Source organism: Paenibacillus sinopodophylli (genome assembly GCF_005930355.1).
Classification (GTDB): Bacteria; Bacillota; Bacilli; order Paenibacillales; family Paenibacillaceae; genus Pristimantibacillus; species Pristimantibacillus sinopodophylli.
Genome location: NZ_VDBO01000021.1, coordinates 23,945 through 49,726 on the forward strand (window position 1 = coordinate 23,945; position 25,782 = coordinate 49,726).

The window sequence follows — 25,782 nt, forward strand, 5'->3', positions numbered from 1 at the left end:
TGCCGTCCTTTGGCGGCAAAGCTAACGTTTCGCTTAGAAATATAGAGAAAGCTGGCGAAATGATATCCTTTCCTATATTTCGAGGTGCAGCTTGAATGATGGCAAAAAAAAGAAGGGCATGCCCGAGTGGACACGCCCTTCTTCAAAAGCCGCAATTTGCGTCTTATTTGAAGTTTTTCAAGTTGTAGAATGCTGATTTACCTGCATATTGAGCAGTTGAACCCAATTGGTCTTCAATGCGAAGCAATTGGTTATATTTCGCAACGCGGTCCGTACGGGACGGAGCGCCTGTTTTGATTTGGCCAGCGTTTGTAGCTACAGCGATGTCAGCAATTGTGCTGTCTTCGCTCTCGCCTGAACGGTGAGAGATAACTGCTGTGTATCCAGCGCGTTTTGCCATTTCGATTGCATCGAATGTTTCAGTAAGCGAACCGATTTGGTTAACTTTAACCAAGATCGAGTTACCCACGCCTTTGTCGATACCGTCGGAAAGACGCTCTGTGTTTGTAACGAATAGATCGTCACCAACCAATTGCACTTTACCGCCAAGTTTCTCAGTAAGCAATTTCCAACCATCCCAATCGTCTTCAGAGCAACCGTCTTCGATTGTGATAATTGGGTATTTGTCAGCCCATGAAGCAAGAAGGTCAACGAACTCAGCAGGTGTGAATGATTTGCCTTCGCCTGCAAGCACGTATTTGCCATCTTTGAAGAATTCAGTAGAAGCAACGTCCATACCTAGGAATACGTCAACGCCTGGCTTGTAGCCTGCGCGCTCGATTGCAGAGATGATTGTTGTGATTGCTTCTTCGTTCGAACCAAGGTTAGGAGCGAAGCCGCCTTCGTCGCCTACAGCTGTGTTAAGGCCTTTGTCATGCAATACAGCTTTCAGGTTGTGGAAAATTTCAGCGCCGATACGAAGCGCTTCTTTGAAGCTTTCAGCACCAACAGGAAGAACCATGAATTCTTGAACGTCGATGTTGTTGTCAGCGTGCTCGCCGCCGTTGATGATGTTCATCATTGGAACTGGAAGTACTTTAGCGTTGAATCCGCCAAGGTAAGTATAAAGAGGTACATCAAGAGCGTCAGCTGCTGCGCGAGCTACTGCCATTGATACGGCAAGGATCGCGTTAGCGCCAAGTTTCGCTTTGTTAGGCGTACCATCAAGCTCGATCATTTTGCGGTCGATAGCTACTTGATCAAGAGCGTCAAGACCAATAATTTCTGGAGCGATTTCTGTATTAACGTTCTCAACAGCTTTCAGAACGCCTTTACCTAGGTAACGGGATTTGTCGCCATCACGAAGCTCAACAGCCTCGTATGCGCCAGTCGAAGCGCCGGATGGAACGATTGCACGGCCTTTGCCGCCTGATTCTAGGGATACCTCTACTTCTACAGTTGGATTTCCGCGGGAATCCAGCACTTCGCGTGCGTATACATCAACGATAATTGACATGAGAGAAAACACTCCTTTTAAAGTTTTATTTGGGGTTAATCAAGGAAACACCAGTCATTTCTTTCGGTTTAGCCAGCTCTAGAAGACCAAGAAGCGTTGGCGCGATGTCGGCAAGAATGCCTCCATCACGTAGCGTCTCGCCCGCTTTTGTAACGATAAGCGGTACAGGATTTGTCGTATGCGCCGTAAACGGACGGCCATTCTCGTCAAATACCATATCAGCGTTACCATGGTCGGCCGTAATGATGCACACGCCGCCTTTGGCAAGCACAGCTTCTACCACTTTACCTAGGCACTCGTCCGTAGCTTCTACCGCCTTGATCGTAGGCTCCAGCATGCCGGAGTGGCCTACCATATCAGGGTTGGCGAAGTTAAGAATAATAGCGTCATGCTTGTCTGATTCGATCTCGCGAACCGTAGACTCAGCTAGCTCATACGCACTCATTTCCGGTTGAAGATCGTACGTTGCGACCTTCGGGGAGTTGATAAGCACGCGAGTTTCGCCTGGAAGCTCATGATCGCGCCCGCCGCTGAAGAAGAACGTAACATGCGGGTACTTTTCCGTCTCAGCTGTACGCAGCTGAGTCTTGTTGTTCTGCACGAGAACTTCGCCAAGGGTGTTATCGAGGTTCTTTGGTGAATACGCAACGAATCCGCCTACGGTTTCACTGAATAGCGTCAAGCAGACGAAATACAGGTTAAGCGGCCGGTTCTCGCCACGATCAAATCCGCGGAAATCCTCATTGGTAAATACTTGCGACAATTGAATCGCACGGTCAGGACGGAAGTTAAAGAAGATAACCGCATCCTCTGATTCTACAAGACCAACAGGCTTGTTTTCACCATCTACAATGACCGTTGGCATAACGAATTCATCATAAACCGATTTCTCGTAGGATTCAACCACCGCTTGAATCGGATCGAAGTATTGAGGACCTTCACCGTATACCATAGCCTTGTAAGACTTCTCGGTACGCTCCCAACGCTTGTCGCGGTCCATCGCATAGTAACGGCCTTGTACTGTTGCGATGCGGCCTACGCCAACCTCTTCAATCTTCGCTTGCAGGCGCTCGAGGTAACCTTTCGCGCTGTCAGGAGATACATCACGGCCATCAAGGAAAGCGTGAATATACACTTCCTCAAGTTCTTCCTTCTTCGCTAGATCAAGCAATGCGAACAAGTGCTCAATGTGGCTGTGTACGCCGCCATCGGAGAGCAAACCATAAAGGTGAAGCTTCTTGCTGTTTGTTTTCACATGACGAACGGCGCCAAGAATCGTTTCATTCTCGTAAAATTCGCCGTCACGAATTGATTTGCTGATACGAGTCAAGTCCTGATACACAATACGACCTGCACCGATGTTCAGATGTCCAACCTCGGAGTTGCCCATCTGACCCTCTGGCAAGCCAACTGCTTCGCCGGATGCTGTTAATGTCGTATGCGGATAAGTCGACCAGTATCGGTCATAATTCGGTTTGTTCGCTTGAGCAACGGCATTGCCGACAACATCGTCGCGCAAGCCGAAGCCATCAAGAATGATAAGCACAACAGGTTTAGGAGCAGCCATCTTACTTGGCCCCCTCGACCAAAGCGATATAAGAAGCAGGCTCTAGGCTAGCGCCGCCGACAAGTGCGCCGTCGATGTCAGCTTGACCCATATATTCAGCTACGTTGTTAGGTTTAACGCTGCCGCCGTATTGAATGCGAACCGCATCAGCCGTTGCTTGGTCATAAAGACCTGCAACTACGCCACGGATATAGCCGATAACGTCCTGTGCATCTTCAGAAGTAGAAGATTTGCCAGTTCCAATCGCCCAGATTGGCTCGTATGCAATAACAACGTCAGCTGCTTGTGCTGCGGATACGCCTTGGAAAGCCGCTTCCGTTTGCACTTTGCAAACATCCTTCGTTTGTCCTGCTTCACGCTCTTCCAGTTTCTCGCCTACGCAGACGATTGGCAGCAAGCCGTTTTTGAAAGAAGCATGAACCTTTTTGTTCACGATCTCATCGGATTCAGCGAAGTAAGCACGACGCTCAGAGTGGCCGATAATCACGTATTTGACGCCAAGATCCTTCAGCATAACGCCGCTGATTTCACCTGTGAATGCACCGTTTTCTTCGAAGTGTACGTTTTGTGCTCCAATTGCGATTGAAGTACCTTTTGCAGCTTCAACCAGTGCTGGAAGCGTTGTGTAAGGTGCGCAGATAACGCTCTCTACACCGTCAACCTCAGCTTTGCCTTTAATCTCGGAGAAAAAGGATACAGCTTCGGATACTGTTTTGAACATTTTCCAGTTACCTGCAATGATCGGTTTTCTGTTGCTCATACGTAATCCTCCTCGTAACTATTTTATTTGGGTAAAAGCTATTATTTATCGTTAAGAGCTACAACGCCTGGAAGCACTTTGCCTTCCATGAACTCAAGGGAAGCGCCGCCGCCTGTCGAGATGAAGTCCATTTTGTCAGCCAGGTGGAATTTCTCAGCTGCAGCTGCGGAATCGCCGCCGCCAATAACTGTGTAACCTGTTGTTTCTGCACAAGATTGTGCAACTGAAAGCGTACCATGCGAGAATGGCTCGATTTCGAATACGCCCATCGGTCCGTTCCATACTACTAGCTTGGAGTTTTTGATTACTTCAGCATAAAGCTCACGCGTTTTCGGTCCGATGTCGATGCCTTCCCAATCAGCAGGAATGCTGTCAACGTCAACGATTTGCGTGTTTGCATTTGCACTGAAATCGTCTGTTACAACGATATCTACCGGAATCAAGAAGTTTTTGCCTAGTTTTTTTGCTTTCTCGATGAACTCAAGTGCAAGATCAAGCTTGCTGTTGTCAACAAGTGATTTACCGATTTCGTGGCCTTGTGCTTTGAAGAATGTATAAGACAAGCCGCCGCCGATAAGTACGTTGTCAGCAATTTCAAGCATTTTGTCGATAACCGCGATTTTGTCTTTTACTTTAGAGCCGCCAACAATTGCTGTGAATGGACGCTCAGGGTTGTTTAGCGCCTTGCCTAGTACTTCAAGCTCTCTCTCCATAAGAAGACCAGATACAGCCGGGAGGATATGAGCGATGCCTTCTGTTGATGCATGCGCGCGGTGAGCAGCGCCGAAAGCGTCGTTTACGAATAAGTCAGCCAGCTTAGCGAATGCTTTCGCGAGTTCCGGATCGTTCTTCTCTTCGCCTTCGTAGAAACGAACGTTTTCAAGCAGCAATACATCGCCATTGTTCAAAGCAGCCACTTGCGCTTCAACCGCTTCGCCAATCGCTTCGTTTGCTTTCGTTACTTGCTTGCCAAGAAGCTCGGACAAACGTGCTGCCGATGCTGTGTGACGAAGCTCTTCTACCACTTGACCGTTCGGACGTCCAAGGTGGCTTGCAAGAATAACTTTAGCACCCTTTTCAATCAGGAAGTTAATTGTAGGAAGCGTTTCGCGAATACGCTTGTCATCCGTAATTTTGCCATCCTCAAGCGGCACGTTGAAATCAACGCGGACAAATACCCGTTTACCAGCCAGCTCTGCTACATCACGTACACTTTTCTTGTTCATTTATGAAACCTCCCGGAAAGTTGTTATGGAAAGGGATAGCCGTCGAATTACAAAAAAAAGAAGGGCGTTCCTTCAAAGAAGAAACGCCCCCGTGATTTACGTCTCCTAGAAGCCGCAAATCAAAGACCTGTGCTCCGCCTGCGCGAAAGCCGCGGGTCCGTCCGCCTTCTTTGCTTACAGACCTTTGCTAGCAATGTAAGCAGCAAGATCAACTACGCGGTTCGAGTAGCCCCACTCGTTGTCGTACCATGAGATAACTTTAACCATGTTGCCTTCAACAACCATAGTCGAAAGACCATCGATTGTAGAAGAAGCAGGGTCGCTATTGTAGTCGCTTGATACAAGCGGCAATTCGTTGTAGTTCAAGATGCCTTTAAGAGCGCCGTCAGCAGCTTCTTTCAATGCTGCGTTAACTTCTTCAACTGTTACGTTAACTTTAAGCTCAGCAACAAGATCTGTTACGGATACGTTAGGCGTAGGAACACGCATTGCCATACCGTTCAATTTGCCTTTAAGCTCAGGAAGTACAAGTGCAACAGCTTTCGCTGCGCCAGTTGATGAAGGAATGATGTTCTCAGCAGCTGCGCGAGCACGACGCAAGTCTTTGTGAGGAACGTCAAGTACGGATTGGTCGTTTGTGTATGAGTGAATAGTAGTCATCATACCTTTAACGATTCCGAATTTGTCGTTCAATACTTTTGCGAAAGGCGCTAGGCAGTTAGTCGTACAAGAAGCGTTGGAAATAATGGTATGTGCCGCAGCGTCGTATTTATCTTCGTTAACGCCGATAACTACTGTAATATCTTCGTTCGTTGCTGGAGCGGAGATGATAACTTTTTTAGCGCCGCCTTGCAAGTGAAGCTCAGCTTTTTCTTTCGCTGTGAAAATACCAGTTGATTCAACTACGATTTCAACGCCAACAGATCCCCAAGGAAGGTCAGCAGGGTTGCGCTCTGCGAATACTTTGATTTCGCGTCCGTTAACGATAAGCGCGCCTTCTTTAGCTTCTACAGTACCGTCAAGTTGACCGTGAGTTGTATCGTATTTCAGAAGATGTGCCAGTGTTGCAGTATCCGTAAGATCATTTACTGCTACGATTTGAACATCAGGGTTGTTCAGTGCTGCGCGGAATACGTTACGGCCGATGCGACCAAAACCATTAATACCAACTTTAACCATTTTTGTTTCCTCCTAAGCGTTTTTAAAAGAAATGAATATATTTCAAAATGTTCCGCGCGTGGCCAATGGCCCATTGCGAATCATCATGATACCTAATAACAATGTGGCGCTAATCCTTATCTTGCTCGATTAAAGCTACCATTTCAAGTGCTGCTGCTTCGTCGGTTACAAGCACATCATTATGTCCGAAGCGCATAATCGCCGCTATTGCCTCGCCTTTGCTCTTCCCGCCGGCTACGCCTATAACAACTTCAGTCTTCACAATATCCTCGAGCCGTAACCCTACCGTTTGCATTTTGTGCACGACAGCGCCTTTCCGGTCGAAATAAAAACCGAATGACTCAGCGAGTGCGCCCTCAACTTCCATTGCGTCTATGATCTTGCGATCAAGCCGCCGGCGTCTTGCCATCACCATAGCATCTCCGATTCCATGTACGACGATGCGAGCACTGCGGATAACTTCCACAATTTCACGTATATTCGGCTCGTTCATAATGGAAGCAAATGCTTCTTCACCTAGATGGTCCGGCACGTGTAGAAGCCTGTATTGCGCCCCGGTGCGCTTAGCCATCATCGAGGCAATGGTATTGGCCTGATAGTCCAAGCTCTCTCCAAGACCGCCTCTGGCTGGTACAAACAGGTTTGTCTTGAGCTCTGAAGAGCTTGCAAGTTGGTTTGAGACCTGAGCAATCGTCGTCCCGCCAGTCACTGCAACTACATCATTAGGCTGCAATACTTTGATCAGAACTTGACTGCATGCACGACCAAGCTCTCGCTTTGTCTGTGCGGAGACTTCCGAATCGCCTGCTACAATAACAACCTGCGATAAACCGTAATGGCTGCGGATCGTTTCCTCCAGCTCAGATAGTCCGAACATCGTTTTGTAGAAGGGCTCAAGCTGTTCCAATAATTGCTTGCCTGAATCGCTAATTCGCATGCCTGCCGAGTGAATCTCGAGCAATCCCTGCATTTTCAGAAAATCGGTCTCAGCTCGAAGCATCCGCTCCGTCATCGATAATGAAGACGCCAGTGTACGACGCCCTATTAAATCCGACAGCATCACCCGATGCAAGATCGAATACCGTTTCTTCATGACGTCGAGCAGATCCGGCACAAGCTGCTGCTGCAGTTCAACGATCTGACGCATCTCTTATCCTTCACTCCATCGGCCTCTAGCGTATTCGGTTCACACGCGTTGGACTCAATATGTCCCGCGGTATCATTTCAAGTCCCACCTTTATTTTATCGGAAAATGCTCACAGTAGCAATAGCCGTTTTTCTGATGAAAGCGATTTCCGTCACATTTCTAACAAATTTAATTTTTAATCTCCCCTTGCTTTAGCGAGCCGAATATCATATAATCATTTTTGCGACTATTTTATGCGCCCGTGGTCCAATGGATATGACGCAGCCCTCCGAAGGCTGAGATCTAGGTTCGATTCCTTGCGGGCGCGCCACTATAACCTTTCAGCCATTTTGGCTTGCAGCATCTATAATGATACAGACGAACCGTTCCTATACGCTGGAGCGGTTTTTTTATTGTCAGCCTCATTTTCGTATGCGCAGCAAAGCCATTCGGAACTTGTTTGACTATCTTTGACTTTTGCTTTTTCATCCGTTATTATGAAAATACGATTTAACCATTCATTGTTTTCTGGGGAGGGGCTTACGTTGGATATGAATTTCGTTCCTATGGTTATTGAGCAAAACAATCGAGGTGAGCGTGCGTATGACATTTACTCTCGCCTATTGAAAGACCGTATTATTTTTCTTGGTTCAGGTGTAAACGATGTGGTGGCCAACTCCATCATCGCGCAATTGTTATTCCTGGCAGCAGACGACCCAGAGAAAGACATTTCTCTTTATATTAACAGCCCTGGTGGTTCCATTACGGCAGGCATGGCGATCTACGATACGATGCAGTACATTAAACCTGACGTATCGACCATCTGTGTGGGCATGGCGGCTTCCATGGGCGCTTTCCTGCTTACTGCAGGCGCTATTGGCAAGCGTTACGCGCTTCCGAACAGTGAAGTGATGATCCATCAGCCGCTCGGCGGAGCTGAAGGCCAAGCAAGCGACATCGCCATCCGCGCGAAACGCATCATCGGTATGCGTGATAAGCTGAATGGCATCCTAGCCGAGCGCAGCGGACAGTCGCTAGAGCGTATTGAGAAGGACACGGACCGTGATTATTTCATGAGCGCAGCGGAAGCTAAGGAATACGGCCTTGTCGATAAAGTAATCGAGAAGCTCGCATAATAAGAAGCAGCCATTTATAGAAAGAGGCGGCTCCTACTGGTCTTTGCAGACTAAGCAGGAGCCGCCTCTTTCTAATTTGGAAATCGATTTATGTGTGATTTTCTCTCATCATTCTATACACCATGTCCATAACTGCCTATTAAAAAAAGCTGGCCACGGTCATAGCGACCATGGGCAGCTTTTATTTAATTTTCACCAATTATTGGTTCTCTAGCTCTTCTTTACTAACCAAAGCGACTAAAGCGTTTACAGCCTGTTCTGCATCCGAACCCTCTGCACTTATGGATACTTCAGTGCCCGAGCTGATCGCTAAGCTCATAATTCCCATTATGGATTTAGCGTTTACTTTTTTGTCGTCTTTCTCTACAAATACTTCGGAGGAAAATTTGTTCGCTTCTTGTACGAATAATGCTGCAGGTCTTGCATGTAGTCCCGTCTTAAGACGAACAACAACCGGAAGCCTTGTCATGGAAACCATACCCCCTATATTTTACTCAAGCATTAGCATGCGGCACAAGCTTATACAGCCCTATTATCGCCGTCTTCTGGCTGCAAAAACTTGTTTCCCGGTCAAAGACAAAAATGCTGTTGCTTGATTGCTTCGCATTCCTATCTTTTATAAATAAAGCCATTTTCAATTATTATATCATTATACCAGCCGATACACTAGGATGAAAGTTCACACACCGCGGATTTTTTCCGCAAGCTCATCGATTTTACGCAAACGGTGGTTTACGCCGGACTTGCTCACCTTGCCTCCAAGCATTTCGCCGACCTCAGTCAAATTCATATCTGGATGCAGCAGTCTAATCTCAGCAACTTCCTTCAGCTTATCAGGCAAGCTCTCAAGTCCTACTTCCCGCTGCAGCAGCTTAATATTCTCAATCTGGCGGACTGCAGCACCGATTGTTTTATTCAGGTTAGCCGTTTCACAATTCACAATACGGTTAACGGAGTTGCGCATATCACGCATAATGCGCACATCTTCGAACTTGAACAGCGCTTGATGCGCGCCAACAATATTAAGGAGCTCGATGATTTTCTCGCCCTCTTTGATATAGAAGATAAAACCTTTTTTCCGTTCAATGCACCTAGCGTTAAGATCAAATTTGTTCGCAAGGTCAACCAACGACTCGCAATGCTCTTCATACATCGAAGAAATCTCCAAATGATAGGAGGAGCCCTCCGGATTGTTGACCGAACCTCCTGCGAGAAATGCACCTCGCAAGTAGGAGCGCTTGCAGCAAGGCTTGCGAATGATTTCCTTGTCTATGCCCAGGTTGAACATAAACCCTTCAGATACAATTTTGAGCTCACTCAATATTTCCTGTACACCGGCCGGTATTCGCACGATATACACATTATTTTTCTTCAGACGCATCTTCTTACGTACTAGCAGCTCGACGTGTATCTCATAGTGCTTTTTGAGCAGTGAATAAATTCTTCTGGCAATTGCAGCATTTTCCGTCGAGATGTCCAAAACGACTTTGCGGCTGGATACGCTAACCGAACCATTCATCCGTATAAGCGCAGATAACTCTGCTCTCTCACAGCAGCTGTCCGATTCAATAAGTGTCAGTTCTTTTTTCGTTTGCGCCGCAAATGACATTGTGTATCACCTCTTTCGTAACATCCAGTTCTCTACCAATTTATAAATATGATGGCTCAATCGCTCGGCATCATGCCTAAGAAAAGTTCGGAATAAAACAAGTCGGTCCGCTATAACCTCGTAACCCTTCTGGGTAACCGCGTCCAAGTCAAGATGAACAGCCTTTGAACCCAGCTCTGCATACTTACTCTCGATTTGAGGAGGAATCTCGCCGTCATTCACAATGACGTAATCAAATAAATGATGGCCGATATGCGCGTGGATCGCATCCAAGTGATCGCCCACGGAATAATTATCCGTTTCGCCTGGCTGTGTCATGACATTGCACACAAAAAGCTTCACAGCCTCGGATTCAACAATCGCATGAGCAAGCTTAGGAACGAGCAGATTCGGAATAATACTTGTATATAGGCTGCCCGGTCCAATTAAGATTGCATCCGCCTGTTCAATAGCTTCTACGGCTTCTTGAAGAGGCTCTACATCCGTCGGCTCCAAAAATACACGCTTAATTACTTTTCCCGCCTTGGGAATCATTGATTCACCGGTTATAATTGTGCCATCCACCATTTCTGCTTTCAGCACAATCGCTGTACCTGCTGCAGGAAGCACTCGCCCGCGAACAGCAAGTACACGACTGAGCTCACGAATACCCGTCACGAAATCACCAGAAATATCCGTCATCGCTGCCAGCATAAGATTGCCAAGACTGTGTCCGGCTAGACCCGGTACTGTTTTGAATCGATATTGCAATACCTCGGTCAGAAGCGGCTCTGCATCTGCAAGAGCCATGAGTACGTTGCGAATATCGCCTGGAGGAGGGATTTGCAGCTCATTGCGCAGAATGCCCGAGCTTCCGCCATCATCGGCAACCGTAACGATTGCCGTTATATCCAACGGCTTCTCCTTTAGTCCGCGCAGCATGACAGAGAGACCCGTACCGCCGCCAATAACGACGATCTTCGGCCTTCTTAGAATTTTATGCCTACTTTGCATTCTCTCACCCCGTTAATGCTTGTCACGTTCGGCATCGCGATGAGTGACACGCACACGTTCCGTATCGCTGCTGCCGAGCATGCGTCCCAAATATTCAGATATGGCAACGGAACGATGTTTCCCGCCAGTACAGCCAATACCAATAACGACCTGACTTTTGCCTTCCTTGCGATAGAGCGGAATAAGGAACTGCAGCATGTCTAGCAGCTTTGTGAGGAATTGCTGAGTTTCAGGCCATTTCATAACATATTCGTACACTTCGGGGGTTTGACCGGTATTTGGACGCAAATGCTCAATATAATGAGGGTTAGGCAAAAAACGCACATCATAAATCAAATCCGCATCAATCGGTATGCCATATTTGAAACCGAAGGAGGTGACGTTAATCGATAGACTGTTCTGCTCAAGGTTCGTAAAGTGCGAAATGATCCGTTCTTTCAGATGAGCCGGCTTTAAGGTACTCGTATCGATAACCTGCGAGGCCCAGCCCTTCAGATCCTCCAGCAAGCGCCGTTCGTTTTTAATCCCTTCCAGCGGCATGCCTTCGGGTGCAAGCGGATGACGCCGACGGCTCTCTTTGTAGCGCTGAACAAGCACACCGTCTGTTGCATCCAGAAACAGGATCTCGCAGCTGAGCGTATAATGCTCTTTGATATAGGCTAGCGACTCCGATAGCGCTGTGAAAAACTCCCTGCCACGCAAATCGATGACGAGCGCCACGTTACCGATTTTACCGTTCGATTGATCGATCAGCTCTGCGAATTTCGGGATAAGTACGGGCGGTAAATTGTCGACGCAGAAGAAACCGAGGTCCTCCAGGCTTTGGACAGCAATGGTTTTGCCCGCGCCAGACATCCCGGTTATTATGACAAGCTTAGCTACTGCTGCTGCCGTTTCCATGATCAAACCTCCTAAAGACTTTGCGAATGCAAAGTCACTTCGTAAGGATACGCTTAGACTTTGCAGATGCAAAGTCACTTCGTAAGGATATGCTTAGACTTTGCGAATGCAAAGTCACATTATCATTAACCTCTGAGAATAAGTCCTGCAGCGCCTACTACACCTGCATTGTTGCCAAGTGTTGCTGCTACGATTTTCACGTTCTCCTTCGCCTGCTCCTGCGTGTACTTCTCGAATACTTCGCGGATTTGGTCGAATAAGAAATCTCCCGCCTTAGATACGCCGCCGCCAATAATAAAATATTGCGGATTCAGCACGATTGCGATCATCGCCATCGATCTGCCTAAGTAATAGGCGGCACGATTCACGATACGAGTCGCTACTTCATCGCCAGCTTTCGCCGCATCCAGCACATCCTTCGCCATAATATCCGCTACGGAAGTAAGGGATGTACGGTCGCCGCGTTCAACAGCGTCCTTCGCCATACGAATAATACCCGTTGCCGAGGATACAGATTCCAAGCAGCCCATCTTGCCGCAGCCGCATTGAATAGCTTCCAAATCAGGCACAATAGCCATATGACCCAGCTCACCAGCCATGCCCATATAACCTTCAACGATTTTACCTTCTATAATAATTCCGCCGCCCACGCCTGTTCCGAGCGTATAGCATACGCAGTGCGCAATGCCTTTACCCGCTCCGCCCCAAGCCTCGCCTAGTGCAGCGACATTTGCATCATTGTTGACTTTAACGGTTTTGTTCAGCGCTTGCTCCAAATAACCCTTCAAATTAACGTTCTCAATTTTTAGATTTGGTGCAAACTTTACAATGCCGTTTGGAATATCCAAGAAGCCTGCAATACCTACGCCTACGCCGTCTACTTGCTCCCAGGTAAAGTCGGATTCTGTTACGATTTGCTGCGCGTATTTTGCAATATTTTGAAGGATAGTGTCCGTTCCTTTGCTCGCTTCCGTCGGCCCTTCATACGTATGGAGCAATTGTCCATCCGCATTGCATATGCCCACCTTAACTGCTGTACCGCCGACATCGACTCCAACGTAAATCTTTTCAGACATCACTAATCCACCTCATCAATATGTTAATCTTCTCTGTAACACTATAAGCGACCTTCACCCTCTGGTCAAGATAGGCGAATGCTGTCAAAACCGGCACTCACAGCCATTTAAAAGGCTATACCATCAGGCGTTGCGCTCTGCCGGTATAGCCCCTTTCAACATCATATGATGCTTTTCAAACAAGTATTAAAGCGATTGACTCCAGTCATGCGTAACTGCGCCTTCAAGGAATCTCTCACAGTCGAGTGCAGCCATACAGCCGCTTCCTGCTGCGGTAATCGCTTGGCGGTATTTGCTGTCCTGTACGTCACCGCAAGCGAATACGCCTGCTACGTTAGTCTCGGATGTACCCGGCTTCACAACAATGTACCCGTGGTCATCCGTATCGATTTGTCCATTCAAAAACTTCGTATTCGGTGTATGGCCGATTGCAATGAAGATGCCGTCTGTTTCAAGAACGTCCTCTTCACCTGTTTCATTGTCACGAACTTTCAGACCGGTAACGCCCATGCCTGTTGCTACTACCTCAATCGGCGTACGGTTCAGGCTCCAGCTGATTTTCTCATTCTCGCGAGCGCGATCTTGCATGATCTTCGAAGCGCGCAGCTCATCGCGGCGATTGACTAACTCAACGTTCGTCGCAAAGCGAGTAAGGAAGTTCGCTTCCTCCATAGCAGAGTCGCCGCCGCCAACTACGATAATTTTCTTGCCGCGGAAGAAGAATCCGTCACAAGTAGCGCAAGTACTTACACCTTTACCGACATTGTCCTTCTCTCCTGGAATGCCTAAGTATCTCGCAGAAGCTCCTGTTGAGATAATAATACTCTCGCCAACAATCTCGCCTTGTCCTTCTACCTGAAGCTTGAAAGGACGCTCTGACATGTCCACGCTGTTCACCCAGCCTGTAATAAACTTTGCGCCGAAGCGCTCCGCTTGCTTACGCATATTTGCCATAAGCTCAGGTCCCATAATGCCTTCAGGGAATCCTGGGAAGTTCTCAACCTCTGTCGTCGTAGTCAACTGGCCGCCTGGCTCCGGTCCTTCAATAATAAGCGGGCTCATGTTGGCGCGGGCCAAATAGATCGCTGCTGTAAGACCGGCAGGGCCGGTACCGATAATAATAGATTTGTACATCGTCATTCACCTCGTAGAAGATTATTCGTCCTGCATTTCCTGAGTCGAGAAGACGGAGCTCATCGACTTCATCTTTTCTTTAATGCCGCAAACACCGTCAATCTGCTTAACGTTTTTGCTGACAGTCGCAATGGACGTTCCGTATCTAAGTGATACCTCATGATAAGATATCGAACGCCGGTGCATTTTGGCTGTTAAATATTCTAGCGCGGCAGCCCAGCCCTCAGGCTTTGTGAGCTTAGGAACATCGGGATAGACACGCGACAAAAATTCTACCCATAGGGTCATTAAATCATGCTGCTGAACCAAATCGTATTGCTTGCTCATACGCGACAGCGCCGCTTCTACAACTGCCTGCCATTTGTCTTCCCATACTGGAAGTCTTGATGGAACGCGATTCGGTTCGATTACCGTTTCCTTCCCTTCGAGGAAGATCGGCAGCGGCTCTTGCACACCCATCGTGCGGAGCACGAAGATCGCAATTCGCTTTAGGTAATCATCCTCATCTCGCTCGAGCAGGAAGGTCTGCAATACGTCCTTCACCTCACTATCGGCAATCATGCCGAGTGCCTGAATAACCTGCAGCTTCGTATGCTGATCGCCATGACGCAGCGCCCAGAAAAACGAAGACCGCACAAGCGGATCACGCTTGAGATGGTCGGGAATACCGTCAGAAGACTTCTCCCACAGCTTGAACTGTTCCTCGAAAGGCAAATGGTAGTGATAGCTGATGGACGCCGTCATCTCCCCGCCTCGCAGAAGCTCTAGTTGCTCCATATAATAATGGGGTATGCCTGATTTGGGATCCAGCTTAATCGTCTGCTTCCATAACCGTTCCGCTTCCTGCAGACGTCCGATATTGCATGCTGCGACAGCCGCATAATGGTATAAGCTCGGGTCCTGCGTCAGCTCAGCGTCTTTCAGCAGCCTTGTAAAATGCTTGTAAGCAGCCCCATGCTCTCCTAAGATGCCCATTGTGGTTGCCAGTTTAAACACATGTTCCTGATGAAACGGCACGGTTTTGACAAGCAGGTCGACAAGGGGACGAAGGCTGTCCTCATCATTCTTGTGCTGATAGAAGATTGCGAGATTGCATAGCGCGTGCAGATTGCCTGCTTCCAGCTCAAGCACCTCATGAATCGTGTCCATCGCTTTCTCAAACATACCCATATAGTAGAAAGCAAGCGCCAGATTGTTGCGCGCTGCAAGAAAGTCAGGCTGACCTTCAATGATTTTCTCTAAAATGCGCACAGCCTCCGTGAACTTGCCTTCCTCCAGCAAAGTACGGGCCAAATCATGCTCCACCATGCCTTCGCGAGACTTAATGTTAGTTAGACGCGTCGGTCGTTCCAGTTCATAATGCAGTAGATCCATCATATCCTCTGCCTCATCAAGGAACTGCCCTTCCGAATCCTCTTCTAAATATCGTATAAGCGAGCCTTCGGCTGCTTCATATTGCTCCATATTGGCAAAGTTGTTCGCCATATAGAAATGGCATTCCGTCATCGTCGGATCAAGCTCATCCACAATCCAGCCCAAGATCCGGTTCGACTCCTCGTAATTGCCCATCTCAGATAGAATGCCGGCCATATTGCAATGGTTTACCGGATTATCCGGTTCGTATTCCACGGCGCGACGAAAATATTTAAGTGCCTTGTCATAATGGAATCGATCAAGTGACCGAACCGCACGTTCGAAAAAAAACGTAGCGTCCCATTGAACCGGTATGACTTTCGTCTGTTGATCTACGGCAACACGTTTCTTCCCTTTCATTGGCAAGGCACCTCCCGTTACTTCCGATTTTCTACGATTATACCATAGCCGTACCTTTGAGAACATGAAAGAATATGTGGGAAAATCGCGGACAGCAAATATGCCGCCCGCGATTTCCCTCGTCATTCCTATTCAATTCATGCGCTCAGCATTCCTGATTGAGCACTTATACGCCATTGCTTTTGAACAGCGTACTGATCGAGCCGCCCTCCAAAATAATGCGAGTTGCTTCTGCAAGCAGTGGAGCAACTGAAAGCACCTTAAAGCGCTCTGGAGTGGATTCCGGCAAGCTGATGGAGTCCGTTACAATGACTTCTTTAATATTGGGATGATCCAAACGCTCAATGGCTGAGCCGGAGAATAGCGGGTGCGTTGCGCAAACATATACGTCCTCGGCGCCGCGCTCCTTCAAGCCTTCCACCACATTCACAATTGTGGTACCTGTGTCGATCAGATCCTCGATAATGATTGGTGTCTGACCTTCTACATCCCCGATCACGTGTGTAATGACCGATTCATTATGCGCAGGGCGTTTCTTGATCATAATCGCAAACGATGTATCCAGGTAGTTCGCAAGCTTCTCTGCGGTTGAAGCACGTCCTGCATCCGGCGATACAACAACCGGGTTCTTGATGTTTTTTGACTTCAAATAATCGCTGATGAGATCAAGCGCAGTCATATGATCGACCGGAATGTTGAAGAAGCCTTGAATAGCTGGCGCATGCAGGTCGATTGTGATTACGCGGTTCGCTCCAACAGTCGTGAGCACATCCGCCAGCATTTTTGCTGAAATCGGCTCCCGTGGTGCTGCTTTGCGCTCCTGACGCGCATAGCCGTAATACGGCATAATGATGTTGACCGTTCTTGCGGATGCACGCTTCGCCGCATCGATCATCACGAGCAATTCAACAAAATGCTCGTTGATCGGATGAGAGAATGATTGTACAAGGAAAACGTCGCAGTTCCGAATCGTTTCCTCATAATGCACATAAATCTCTCCGCTTTTGAAACGGGACATCTTGATCGCGCCTAAAGTCAGACCAAGCTCTGCACTAATTTTCTGAGCCAATACCGGATTAGACGAACCCGAAAAAATACGCACCTTGTCGCTTAACATGATACCCTCCTGAGCGTTAAAACCAATTAATTTTACGGAACAATTACTCGTCCTTGTCGCATCATTCGACAAAGCTTATTTGATCTTCTATATTATACATGTAATTTACGATATTTCAAAAATCAATCATCACTAATTTTCGACAATTAAATGTCGCCAGCTGTTTAAAACCTACTTCTCTCAGCACACTGTATGCTTGATCCAAGTATTGGCCAAGTCTTTCAGGCTGATGGGCATCGGAGCCCACTGTTATAGGGATGCCTAGATCACGCGCATATTCGAGCATTCTGCGGCTTGGGAACATCTCTGCGGCAGGCGTACGAAGACCAGATGCATTAAGCTCGATCGCTATCCCGCTCCGCTTGACCGCTTCCAAGGCCGCATTCTCCAAATGGATTACATCCTCGCTTGGCTTAAAGCCGAAGCGTTTGATAACATCAATATGCCCAATATAGTCATAAAAGCCGCTCGCCGCCGCTTTGCCCACAGCTGCGTAATACTGCTCGTAAACCGCCATGCGGTCACGGCCTTCCCACCCTGCCGTTTGCCGAAAGTCGGTAATATCCCATTCGCCTAGAAAGTGAACAGAGCCAATCACATAATCCCAAGGATAAGCTTTGACGATCGTTTCAATCTGTTCCTCACAGCCCTCGATATAATCGCCCTCCAAGCCCACCCGGATGTCGATCTGACCCTTGTACTTTTCTTTAAGAGTGAGGCACTCCTCTACATAACGAGGCAGCTCATCCATAGGCATGGCCATCTCTGGGTAATAAGTAGCCGGATCAACATGGAGCAGCGGCATATGATCGGAAAGGCCGAGCTGCACGAGTCCGATCTCTATTCCCTTCCGAACGTACTCCTCCAGCTCGCCTACAGCGTGACCACAGCGGGCATGATGGGTATGGTAATCGATAAACATGTGCGTACCGGCCTTTCTATTATGAGTTGCGTGATGGGTGATTTTGGTGGTTCAAGTGATTGGTGCGAAACACATAATTCAATTGATTGATGTGACTTATTTGAATCAAGTGATTGTTTAGATTTAGAGATAAGCCACTGCTTATCTCATCTTGTTCGTTGTCGGTTTTCCGTGACGACTGTTAATCTCGCTGATCACATCATCAAACGGGAGCCCTCTCTCGCGAAGCAGCACCATCAGATGGAAAATCAAATCGCCAACTTCGCTTCTCAGCTCATCGTTATCCTTATTTTTGGCGGCGATAATGACCTCTGAAGCTTCCTCGCCGACCTTTTTCAAGATTTTGTCCACGCCTTTGTCGAACAAATACGACGTGTAAGAGCCTTCAGGGCGCTCTGCATAACGTTCAGCAATTGTGCCTTCCAGCTGTCCAAGTGTAGCGAAACGGTCGGAAGTCGTGACTGCATCGCTTGTGGATGCCGCCTCACGTCCATTTATCTCCACCGCATTGAAGAAGCAGCTGTAGCGGCCTGTATGGCAGGCTGGGCCTACCTGATCTACTTTGACCAGAAGCGTGTCGCCATCGCAATCATAAGTCATGGAAACGATACGCTGTGTATGCCCACTGGTGGCACCTTTGTTCCACAGCTCATTGCGCGAACGGCTCCAGAACCACGTTACACCCGACTCTACAGAAAGCTGCAGCGATTCTTTATTCATGTAGGCCATCATAAGCACTTCTTTGCTTTGTGCATCCTGTACAATTGCAGGCACAAGCCCCGCGTCATCCCATTTGATGCTAGAGCTGAGCTCGCTTTGATTCGAATCCGTCATCGTACCTCTACTCCCTTTAACCGCAAATCATCCTTCACTTCGCGGATCGTCATTTCTTTATAGTGGAATATCGTAGCGGCAAGCGCCGCATCGGCATGTGCCTGCTTGAACACATCGTTGAAGTGTTCAATTCTTCCCGCTCCGCCTGATGCAATAACCGGGATACCCAGCGATTCCGATACCGCCTTGGTCAGCTTAATATCGAAGCCATCCTTTGTTCCATCCGCATCCATGCTTGTTAGCAGAATTTCGCCCGCTCCGAGACGCTCCACCTCGCGTGCCCATTCGAGCGCCTTGATGCCTGTTGTTTTACGTCCGCCGTGTGTGTACACTTCCCACTCGCCCCACTCCGCATTAAACTTCGCGTCTATGGCAACCACGATGCACTGCGAGCCGAACTTGCGAGAACCCTCCTGCACAAGTGCAGGATTAACGACAGCCGCCGTATTAATGCCGATCTTGTCCGCGCCTGCGCGCAGCAGCCTCTTCATGTCATCGACATGGGAGATGCCTCCGCCTACTGTGAACGGTATCGTAATTTCTCCTGCTGTCCGCTTAACGACCTCGATCATTGTTGCGCGACCTTCTACAGAAGCCGAGATATCCAAAAATACAAGTTCATCTGCGCCTTCTTGGTCATAGGTGGCCGCAAGCTCGACAGGATCACCCGCATCGCGCAGGTTTACGAAGTTCACGCCTTTCACAACGCGTCCGTCCTTGACGTCAAGGCACGGAATAATACGCTTCGCCAGCATGTTTCCCTCTCCTTTGTGCCCAATAAAACAGGCTTCATCTATAGGAACCACTGTATAATCACGTGGTAATTACTGTTCGTTTTTCGTTAACGCGAGGAATCTGCCCAGCAGTTGCATGCCCAGCTTACCGCTTTTCTCCGGATGGAACTGCATACCGTACACGTTGCCGCGTCCTACAATCGCCGTTACTTGCTGGTAATAATCCGTAGTCGCCAGCAAGTCGGAGTCCTGCTCCGGCTTCGCATGGAAGGAATGGACAAAATACACATGACCTTCAGTCAAACCATTGAATAGCGGCGACTGCTCTTGCAGGAAAGATAGCTTATTCCAGCCCATGTGCGGAATTTTGTAGTCGCCCGCGAAGCGAACGACCTTGCCAGGAAGCAGATTAAGCCCCTCATGCGTCCCGTACTCCTCGCTCTCGCTGAACAACAGCTGCATGCCAAGGCAAATGCCAAGCATCGGCTTACCGGAAGCAGCGTACGCTTTGGCTACCTCATCAAGCTTCGTCTCGCGCAAGTTCTCCATCGCATCGCCGAAAGCGCCGACGCCTGGCAGAATTGCACCGTCTGCAGCAGTAATTGTCTGTGGATCATCGGTAATAACCGCTTCGTAGCCCAGACGCTCTACCGCTTTGCTTACGCTGTATAGATTGCCCATGCCGTAATCGATGATCGCGATCATGCTATAGCACTCCCTTCGTTGAAGGTACTCCTTGTACACGTGGATCAATGCTAGTCGCTTCATCGAGCGCACGTCCAAGCGCCTTGAATACGGCTTCGATCATGTGATGCGTGTTTTTGCCGTAATGTACGATTACATGCAATGTAATACGCGACTCCAACGCAAGCTTCCATAGAAATTCGTGAACAAGCTCTGTAGAGAAGCTGCCTACCTGCGTAGATGGATACTCTGCACGATACTCAAAGTGCGGACGGTTGCTCACGTCAACAATAACCTGTGCAAGCGCCTCATCCATCGGTACGAACACGCTCGCATAACGCTTAATGCCGCGTTTTTCGCCAAGCGCCTCCCGAAGGGCTTGCCCGATGCAAATACCGATATCCTCTACCGTGTGGTGATCATCGATGTCGATATCCCCGCGCGCTTCCAGCTCCAGGTTAAACTGGCCGTGCTTCGTAAACAAGTCAAGCATATGGTTTAGGAACGGCACATCCGTTTCGAGCTTCGTCTCGCCCGTTCCATCTACTGCAAATGTAAGCTTAATATCCGTCTCGTTCGTCTTGCGTGCTACCGATGCTTCGCGTACCTGATTGTCTGACACTTTCATTCCTTCTTCCTTCATTAGGTTTCGTTTATAGGTTGATTCAAGTTTCTAATGCCGCGTTGTAGTCTCTGCTTTTGCAGCCTTTGTTCTCATCCATTCACCAATAGGGCAGTACATCTGAAAAAATGAGCCAGTGCCGCATGCTCCCAGCCGTGTAGCGAATCTCCACACCGCATCCGAGGAAATATCATTTATGATTAATAAGCTTGCTTGTATGATTACTCGCGCTCTTTCTGTAGACGAATCTCTATTGCGCGAGCGTGCCCCTCAAGTCCTTCATGGCGCGCCAGCGTCATAATCTTCTCGCCATTAGCAAGCAGCGCTTCTTTACTGTAATAGATCAGGCTGGACTTCTTCAGGAAGTCGTCAACGTTCACCGGCGACGAGAAACGTGCTGTTCCGTTCGTCGGGATGATGTGATTCGGCCCTGCAAAATAATCGCCAACCGGCTCCGAGCTGTAAGGCCCGAGGAATATGGCACCGGCATTCTGGATGTAGCCGAGCAGACGCATCGGATCAACCGTCAGCACCTCAAGATGCTCAGGCGCAAGCTGATTGACGACGTCGATGCCTGCTTCTATCGAATCCACGAGCAGCACAGCACCGTAACTGTCGATTGAGCTGCGCGCGATATCCTGGCGCGGCAGCGTGGACAGCTGACGCTCCACCTCCGCAGCAACCGCCTCAGCAAGCTGCTGCGACGGCGTAATGAGAATCGCCGACGCCATCTCATCGTGCTCGGCCTGCGACAACAGATCCGCGGCTACGTACGCGGGATCTGCTGAATCGTCTGCAAGCACGACGATTTCACTTGGCCCGGCGATACTGTCGATATCGACGGCACCGAATACGGCGCGCTTCGCCAGCGCCACATAAATATTACCCGGTCCGCATATTTTGTCGACCGGAGCAATGCTGTCCGTGCCGTATGCAAGCGCGGCAATGGCCTGAGCCCCGCCGACCCGGTACATCTCCTTGACGCCTGCTTCAGCGGCGGCAACGAGTATATACGGGTCGATCCCCGCAGTGCCGCCGGTTGCAGGCGGCGTCACCATGACGATCTCCGGCACGCCGGCTACCTGTGCCGGAATCACATTCATCAGCACGGACGACGGATAAGCCGCCTTGCCTCCGGGCACGTATACGCCGACCCGCTTCAGCGGTCGCATAATTTGCCCGAGCAGCGTTCCGTCCTGCTGCAGATCCATCCACGAGGTCCGCATTTGCTTCTCGTGGAACACCCTCACGTTCACGGCCGCTTCGCGTATCGCCGTAAGGAAATCGGCGTCGACCTCTGCGTACGCCGCCTGAATCTCTTCCTGCGTCACACGCAGCGATGCCGCATCCAGCTTAACCCGGTCATGCTGCTCCGTATACCTCAGCAGCGCCGCATCTCCCTCGGCCTTTACGTCTGCGACGATTCGCAGAGCCGATTCATTCTGCTCCGGTGTTCCATACTCCACCTCGCGCTTCAATCCAAACTGCTCAGCACGCATAATGCGCATATCATCCACTCCTTCCTCTTACTCGCCATATGATCAAAGTCTTTTGTCGCCAAAAGACGCTTATTCCCGTTTAGCCAGCGTCGCCTGCAAGCGATCGCACAAGCCTTGTATCACATCGTTTTTCATCCGGTAGCTCACCCGGTTAGCAATTAAACGGCTAGTGATGCCGAAGATCGACTCCATCTCCACAAGTCCGTTCTCACGCAGTGTTTGGCCTGTTTCCACCATATCTACAATGCGGTCTGCTAGACCGATCATCGGCGCAAGCTCGATAGAGCCATTCAGCTTAATGACCTCCACCTGTTGACCAAGCTCGCGGAAGTATGCGGATGCGACATTCGGATACTTAGTGGCAACGCGGGGATTCATGGTAGGTTTCCAGTCCGGCAATCCGATAACGGACATCCGGCATTTTGCAATCCCCAGATCAAGCAGCTCGTAAACGTCCTTGTTTTCCTCCATCAGCACATCTTTACCGACAATGCCGATATCTGCCACACCATACTCCACATATGTAGGCACATCTACCGGCTTCGCCATTATAAATTCCATGCCTACCTCTGGCAGCTCGATAATGAGCTTGCGCGTATCGTCGAAATCGCTTGGAATTGGCAGTCCAGCCTCACGGAACAGCTTCGACGCTACTTTATAAATACGGCCCTTAGGCATCGCCACTTTTAAAATATCTTTAGTCTGTCCGCTCATGTGGCGCTGCCCCCTTTAATTCCGTTGCCTTCATACGATAGCAAAGCTGTATACGCTACACCCTTATACGTGAATGATTTCTTCACATCGTTCTTGGCGTGCTCCGGTACTCTGCTTTCCTCATTCAATCGCTCAGTCACGACATTAACACCTGCCGCCCGCAGCTCCTGCGCTTTCACAAGCGCTTCTCCGCGACCTTCAGCATCATAGACGATCAATGTCCGTGCGATTTCGTTCTCCTCGTTGTCGCCTAGAAGTTCCAGAATACGCGTCGTTTTCAATGCGAAGCCTGTAGCCGGTGCTGGTCTGCCGAACTGCGCAAGCAGATTGTCATAACGACCGCCGCTGACAACCGGGAATCCTAGGTCTGCTGCATAACCTTCAAAGGTCATGCCTGTATAGTAAGAGAAGTCTCCAATCATCGTCAGATCAATAAGCACATGCTCACAAACACCATACGCCTTCAATACATCCCAAATCTCGCATAAGTGACTAATTGATGCACGCGCCTCATCATCCACGTTAAGCTGGAGCGCTTGATCACAAATCTCCTGCCCGCCGCGCAGCCTTAGAACGCCTTCAAGCTCGCTTTGCACGGACTCTTCAAGCGATAGCTTACGAAGCTGTTCGCGATAGCCAACAAAGTCACGTCCGAGCAAACAGCTTTTGAGCTGCTCCTGAGCATCCTTGCGTCCTGGCAGCGATTCTTCCATTAAACCGTTTAGGAAGCCGACATGGCCGATTGCGATTTTGAATCGCTCCACGCCTGCAGCTTTAAGCGAAGCGATAGCGAGCGCAACTACCTCAGCGTCCGCTTCTGCTGATGAATCTCCTACGAGCTCCACGCCTGTTTGGAAAAACTCTGCTTCACGACCCGCTTCCTCCTCAATTGCACGGAATACGTTCGAGTGGTAAGACAAGCGCTGGGGAAAATCAGCTTGCTTCAATAAAGAAGAAACGACACGAGCGATCGGAGCTGTCATGTCGGAGCGCAGCACAAGCGTCGTACCACGGTTATTGAGCAGCTTAAAAAGCTTCTGATCCGAGGTCGAGCTGGCTACACCTACTGTATCGTAGTATTCCATAGTAGGCGTAATAATTTGATCATAGCCCCAGCTCTGCATACAAGCTAGAACTTCACGTTCAATATGACGCAGCTTAGCAACTGCGCCTGGTAAATAATCCTTAACACCTATCGGTTTCTCGAACACTTTTGGTTTAGACATATAAGTTCACCTTCGTTTACTTTAGTAGTTTAAAGCAATACCGTGTTACCATGCTAACAAATTAAAGGGTTTAGTCGTTATATTAGCATGAACAGCTTCATTCAGTCAAGCGTATAACCAGCCCAATACCAAAGGTGAAACGGTTGTCTCTGTCCTCCGGCGGCGCAGCGCGTTTCATTCCGTGAAATATATAGAAAGGATGGCGAAAGCATATCCTTTCTATATTTCCAAAAAGAAAGCCCCGACCGAACACGATTTGAACTCGCGCGGACGAAGCTTTTTTGAAAGCTCATTAGTTCAAAAGGTTGCGGACATTCTCGTCATTATTGCTCGGCATAACGATATCGCCCCGCTGTATTTCCCGCATTGGATTGCCCCCAACAAACGCATAGGCTGGAACATCCTTATGAACGAGAGAGCCTGCTGAGACTATTGCATTATCGCCGATTGTAACGCCGGGCAATATGGTCGTGTTTGCGCCAATCATAACGTTTGAGCCGATAGAGACGTTACCCAAACGATACTCCTTAATCAAATATTCGTGAGTTAGAATGGTTGTATTATATCCGATAATGGTATTATTGCCAACCGATATCCGCTCTGGGAAAAATACATCTACCATCACCATAAGAGCAAAAGCAGTATGCTCGCCAATTTTCATACCGAGCACTCGGCGGTAAATCCAATTTTTTAGCGGAAGAATGGGACAATAGCGCGCTAGCTGGATAAAGATAAAGTTACGAACCGATTTGATTCGGCTTACCGTTGAATACACCTGCCACAGCGCGTTTGGTCCCTCCACTGGATATCGTTCAACTTTGCGCAAGCGTCTCCCGCTCCAATCCTACATAGGCATACAGATCACGCATGTCATGAATGACCGCATGCGCCCCCGCTTCTTTCAGCTTCTGCTCGCCTTTCAGCGACCAAGCGACTCCAATCGCTAACGCTCCTGCGGCTATAGCAGAATGGATATCTACTATGCTGTCCCCGACCATTAGCGTCGTTGCTGGATCTGCTCCGAGCAAGCCAATAGCCTTGCTCACAGGCTCAGCATGAGGCTTGGGATTAACGACATCGTCAATGGTAACAATCGCATCTACATAATCGTACAAGCCCACATATTTCAAGCCCCGCTCTGTTGTAAGTCTCATCTTAGTTGTAACCACGCCGATTTGAATACCTTCTCCATGCAGACGCTCAATGACCTCATTCACATAGTCGAATGACTTCACGTATTCATCATGAAGACGCAAATTGACCTCGCGGTATGCCGCCACCAAATGTGTAACATCTTCTAGGCCCGAAAAACGCTTCATCTGGTCCGTTAGCGGTTCCCCCATGCTAGGAATAATATGCTCTCTGCCGAAGCCTTCAGCCGCTACTCCCTGCAGGGATTCTATGAACGAGCGAATAATAAGCTCATTGGTGTCGATTATTGTACCGTCCAGATCGAACAGCATCGTCTTGATTGTGCCTGTCATGCATAAACCTC

At 48.9% G+C, this 25,782-nt stretch carries 25 protein-coding genes and 1 tRNA gene; 2 read left to right on the forward strand and 24 right to left on the reverse strand.

Going from position 1 to position 25,782, the window contains the following annotated elements; all coding sequences use genetic code 11:
• Positions 1-163: 163 nt before the first annotated feature.
• From eno to FGT79_RS29195, 6 genes are all read right to left on the reverse strand, one after another.
• Complete coding sequence (eno, locus tag FGT79_RS29170) at positions 164-1,456, reverse strand: phosphopyruvate hydratase (protein ID WP_138756339.1); 1,293 nt, start codon at positions 1,454-1,456, stop codon at positions 164-166.
• A gap of 25 nt (positions 1,457-1,481) precedes the next feature.
• Complete coding sequence (gene gpmI, locus FGT79_RS29175; protein WP_138756340.1) at positions 1,482-3,023, reverse strand: 2,3-bisphosphoglycerate-independent phosphoglycerate mutase; 1,542 nt, start codon at positions 3,021-3,023, stop codon at positions 1,482-1,484.
• Between the two features lies 1 nt (position 3,024).
• Positions 3,025-3,783, reverse strand: coding sequence for a triose-phosphate isomerase (gene tpiA / locus FGT79_RS29180; RefSeq protein WP_138756341.1), 759 nt, complete (start codon positions 3,781-3,783; stop codon positions 3,025-3,027).
• Between the two features lie 41 nt (positions 3,784-3,824).
• A complete protein-coding gene (locus FGT79_RS29185) occupies positions 3,825-5,009 on the reverse strand; it encodes a phosphoglycerate kinase (RefSeq protein ID WP_138756342.1) in 1,185 nt (394 codons plus the stop codon).
• 174 nt (positions 5,010-5,183) lie between these two features.
• Positions 5,184-6,188, reverse strand: a complete 1,005-nt coding sequence (gene gap, locus FGT79_RS29190) for a type I glyceraldehyde-3-phosphate dehydrogenase (protein ID WP_138756343.1) — start codon at positions 6,186-6,188, stop codon at positions 5,184-5,186.
• A gap of 109 nt (positions 6,189-6,297) precedes the next feature.
• On the reverse strand, positions 6,298-7,335 hold the full coding sequence (locus tag FGT79_RS29195; protein ID WP_138756344.1) for a sugar-binding transcriptional regulator: 1,038 nt from the start codon (positions 7,333-7,335) through the stop codon (positions 6,298-6,300).
• 235 nt (positions 7,336-7,570) lie between these two features.
• Between FGT79_RS29195 and FGT79_RS29200 the strand changes: the two genes are divergently transcribed.
• Together FGT79_RS29200 and clpP are read left to right on the forward strand one after the other, a co-directional pair.
• Positions 7,571-7,645, forward strand: a tRNA-Arg gene (locus tag FGT79_RS29200).
• Between the two features lie 220 nt (positions 7,646-7,865).
• Entirely contained in the window at positions 7,866-8,450 is a 585-nt protein-coding gene (gene clpP, locus FGT79_RS29205) for an ATP-dependent Clp endopeptidase proteolytic subunit ClpP (RefSeq protein WP_169091151.1), read from the forward strand.
• Positions 8,451-8,649: 199 nt separating this feature from the next.
• On the opposite strand, the gene FGT79_RS29210 is transcribed toward clpP, so the two are convergent.
• From FGT79_RS29210 to ppaX, 18 genes are all read right to left on the reverse strand, one after another.
• Positions 8,650-8,919 carry an HPr family phosphocarrier protein gene (locus FGT79_RS29210; protein ID WP_028609180.1) on the reverse strand — a complete coding sequence of 90 codons (270 nt, stop codon included), beginning with the start codon at positions 8,917-8,919 and terminating at the stop codon, positions 8,650-8,652.
• A gap of 210 nt (positions 8,920-9,129) precedes the next feature.
• Positions 9,130-10,059 (reverse strand): DNA-binding protein WhiA, encoded by a 930-nt coding sequence (whiA, locus tag FGT79_RS29215; protein ID WP_138756345.1) that lies wholly within the window; start codon positions 10,057-10,059, stop codon positions 9,130-9,132.
• A gap of 6 nt (positions 10,060-10,065) precedes the next feature.
• Positions 10,066-11,052 (reverse strand): gluconeogenesis factor YvcK family protein, encoded by a 987-nt coding sequence (locus FGT79_RS29220; protein WP_138756346.1) that lies wholly within the window; start codon positions 11,050-11,052, stop codon positions 10,066-10,068.
• A gap of 12 nt (positions 11,053-11,064) precedes the next feature.
• On the reverse strand, positions 11,065-11,952 hold the full coding sequence (gene rapZ, locus FGT79_RS29225; protein ID WP_138756347.1) for an RNase adapter RapZ: 888 nt from the start codon (positions 11,950-11,952) through the stop codon (positions 11,065-11,067).
• A gap of 125 nt (positions 11,953-12,077) precedes the next feature.
• Positions 12,078-13,028, reverse strand: a complete 951-nt coding sequence (locus FGT79_RS29230) for an ROK family glucokinase (protein ID WP_138756348.1) — start codon at positions 13,026-13,028, stop codon at positions 12,078-12,080.
• Between the two features lie 186 nt (positions 13,029-13,214).
• Positions 13,215-14,162, reverse strand: coding sequence for a thioredoxin-disulfide reductase (gene trxB / locus FGT79_RS29235; protein WP_138756349.1), 948 nt, complete (start codon positions 14,160-14,162; stop codon positions 13,215-13,217).
• A gap of 21 nt (positions 14,163-14,183) precedes the next feature.
• Positions 14,184-15,935: a tetratricopeptide repeat protein gene (locus FGT79_RS29240; RefSeq protein WP_138756350.1), complete on the reverse strand. Its 1,752-nt coding sequence runs from the start codon at positions 15,933-15,935 to the stop codon at positions 14,184-14,186.
• 166 nt (positions 15,936-16,101) lie between these two features.
• On the reverse strand, positions 16,102-17,052 hold the full coding sequence (locus tag FGT79_RS29245; RefSeq protein WP_138756351.1) for a ribose-phosphate diphosphokinase: 951 nt from the start codon (positions 17,050-17,052) through the stop codon (positions 16,102-16,104).
• A gap of 115 nt (positions 17,053-17,167) precedes the next feature.
• On the reverse strand, positions 17,168-17,974 hold the full coding sequence (gene hisJ / locus FGT79_RS29250; protein WP_138756352.1) for a histidinol-phosphatase HisJ: 807 nt from the start codon (positions 17,972-17,974) through the stop codon (positions 17,168-17,170).
• A gap of 141 nt (positions 17,975-18,115) precedes the next feature.
• A complete protein-coding gene (gene hisIE / locus FGT79_RS29255) occupies positions 18,116-18,808 on the reverse strand; it encodes a bifunctional phosphoribosyl-AMP cyclohydrolase/phosphoribosyl-ATP diphosphatase HisIE (protein ID WP_138756353.1) in 693 nt (230 codons plus the stop codon).
• Complete coding sequence (gene hisF, locus FGT79_RS29260) at positions 18,805-19,563, reverse strand: imidazole glycerol phosphate synthase subunit HisF (protein ID WP_138756354.1); 759 nt, start codon at positions 19,561-19,563, stop codon at positions 18,805-18,807. Before hisF ends, hisIE begins: the two co-directional genes overlap by 4 nt.
• A gap of 69 nt (positions 19,564-19,632) precedes the next feature.
• Positions 19,633-20,247: an imidazole glycerol phosphate synthase subunit HisH gene (hisH, locus tag FGT79_RS29265; RefSeq protein WP_138756355.1), complete on the reverse strand. Its 615-nt coding sequence runs from the start codon at positions 20,245-20,247 to the stop codon at positions 19,633-19,635.
• Position 20,248: 1 nt separating this feature from the next.
• Complete coding sequence (hisB, locus tag FGT79_RS29270; protein ID WP_246096681.1) at positions 20,249-20,848, reverse strand: imidazoleglycerol-phosphate dehydratase HisB; 600 nt, start codon at positions 20,846-20,848, stop codon at positions 20,249-20,251.
• A 221-nt stretch (positions 20,849-21,069) separates the two neighbouring features.
• Positions 21,070-22,356 carry a histidinol dehydrogenase gene (gene hisD / locus FGT79_RS29275; protein WP_138756357.1) on the reverse strand — a complete coding sequence of 429 codons (1,287 nt, stop codon included), beginning with the start codon at positions 22,354-22,356 and terminating at the stop codon, positions 21,070-21,072.
• A gap of 60 nt (positions 22,357-22,416) precedes the next feature.
• Positions 22,417-23,061: an ATP phosphoribosyltransferase gene (gene hisG / locus FGT79_RS29280; protein ID WP_138756358.1), complete on the reverse strand. Its 645-nt coding sequence runs from the start codon at positions 23,059-23,061 to the stop codon at positions 22,417-22,419.
• A complete protein-coding gene (locus tag FGT79_RS29285; RefSeq protein ID WP_138756359.1) occupies positions 23,058-24,287 on the reverse strand; it encodes an ATP phosphoribosyltransferase regulatory subunit in 1,230 nt (409 codons plus the stop codon). The genes hisG and FGT79_RS29285 overlap by 4 nt, the downstream gene beginning before the upstream one ends.
• A 292-nt stretch (positions 24,288-24,579) precedes the next feature.
• On the reverse strand, positions 24,580-25,113 hold the full coding sequence (locus tag FGT79_RS29290; RefSeq protein ID WP_138756360.1) for an acyltransferase: 534 nt from the start codon (positions 25,111-25,113) through the stop codon (positions 24,580-24,582).
• A complete protein-coding gene (ppaX, locus tag FGT79_RS29295; RefSeq protein WP_138756361.1) occupies positions 25,100-25,771 on the reverse strand; it encodes a pyrophosphatase PpaX in 672 nt (223 codons plus the stop codon). The genes FGT79_RS29290 and ppaX overlap by 14 nt, the downstream gene beginning before the upstream one ends.
• Between the last annotated feature and the right edge of the window lie 11 nt (positions 25,772-25,782).

Excerpts from the sequence above, each read along its gene's own strand:
- FGT79_RS29245 (WP_138756351.1), bottom strand. The coding sequence starts at position 17,052 with ATGTTAAGCGACAAGGTGCGTATTTTTTCGGGTTCGTCTAATCCGGTA.
- clpP (WP_169091151.1), top strand. The coding sequence starts at position 7,866 with ATGAATTTCGTTCCTATGGTTATTGAGCAAAACAATCGAGGTGAGCGT.
- hisG (WP_138756358.1), bottom strand. The coding sequence starts at position 23,061 with ATGAGCGGACAGACTAAAGATATTTTAAAAGTGGCGATGCCTAAGGGC.
- hisH (WP_138756355.1), bottom strand. The coding sequence starts at position 20,247 with ATGATCGCGATCATCGATTACGGCATGGGCAATCTATACAGCGTAAGC.
- whiA (WP_138756345.1), bottom strand. The coding sequence starts at position 10,059 with ATGTCATTTGCGGCGCAAACGAAAAAAGAACTGACACTTATTGAATCG.
- FGT79_RS29185 (WP_138756342.1), bottom strand. The coding sequence starts at position 5,009 with ATGAACAAGAAAAGTGTACGTGATGTAGCAGAGCTGGCTGGTAAACGG.
- hisF (WP_138756354.1), bottom strand. The coding sequence starts at position 19,563 with ATGCTGGCGAAGCGTATTATTCCGTGCCTTGACGTCAAGGACGGACGC.
- FGT79_RS29230 (WP_138756348.1), bottom strand. The coding sequence starts at position 13,028 with ATGTCTGAAAAGATTTACGTTGGAGTCGATGTCGGCGGTACAGCAGTT.
- gap (WP_138756343.1), bottom strand. The coding sequence starts at position 6,188 with ATGGTTAAAGTTGGTATTAATGGTTTTGGTCGCATCGGCCGTAACGTA.
- hisD (WP_138756357.1), bottom strand. The coding sequence starts at position 22,356 with ATGCGCATTATGCGTGCTGAGCAGTTTGGATTGAAGCGCGAGGTGGAG.
- eno (WP_138756339.1), bottom strand. The coding sequence starts at position 1,456 with ATGTCAATTATCGTTGATGTATACGCACGCGAAGTGCTGGATTCCCGC.
- rapZ (WP_138756347.1), bottom strand. The coding sequence starts at position 11,952 with ATGGAAACGGCAGCAGCAGTAGCTAAGCTTGTCATAATAACCGGGATG.
- gpmI (WP_138756340.1), bottom strand. The coding sequence starts at position 3,023 with ATGGCTGCTCCTAAACCTGTTGTGCTTATCATTCTTGATGGCTTCGGC.
- trxB (WP_138756349.1), bottom strand. The coding sequence starts at position 14,162 with ATGTACAAATCTATTATTATCGGTACCGGCCCTGCCGGTCTTACAGCA.
- hisJ (WP_138756352.1), bottom strand. The coding sequence starts at position 17,974 with ATGTTTATCGATTACCATACCCATCATGCCCGCTGTGGTCACGCTGTA.
- ppaX (WP_138756361.1), bottom strand. The coding sequence starts at position 25,771 with ATGACAGGCACAATCAAGACGATGCTGTTCGATCTGGACGGTACAATA.
- FGT79_RS29220 (WP_138756346.1), bottom strand. The coding sequence starts at position 11,052 with ATGCAAAGTAGGCATAAAATTCTAAGAAGGCCGAAGATCGTCGTTATT.
- hisIE (WP_138756353.1), bottom strand. The coding sequence starts at position 18,808 with ATGACGGATTCGAATCAAAGCGAGCTCAGCTCTAGCATCAAATGGGAT.
- tpiA (WP_138756341.1), bottom strand. The coding sequence starts at position 3,783 with ATGAGCAACAGAAAACCGATCATTGCAGGTAACTGGAAAATGTTCAAA.
- FGT79_RS29285 (WP_138756359.1), bottom strand. The coding sequence starts at position 24,287 with ATGTCTAAACCAAAAGTGTTCGAGAAACCGATAGGTGTTAAGGATTAT.
- FGT79_RS29240 (WP_138756350.1), bottom strand. The coding sequence starts at position 15,935 with ATGAAAGGGAAGAAACGTGTTGCCGTAGATCAACAGACGAAAGTCATA.
- FGT79_RS29195 (WP_138756344.1), bottom strand. The coding sequence starts at position 7,335 with ATGCGTCAGATCGTTGAACTGCAGCAGCAGCTTGTGCCGGATCTGCTC.
- FGT79_RS29210 (WP_028609180.1), bottom strand. The coding sequence starts at position 8,919 with ATGACAAGGCTTCCGGTTGTTGTTCGTCTTAAGACGGGACTACATGCA.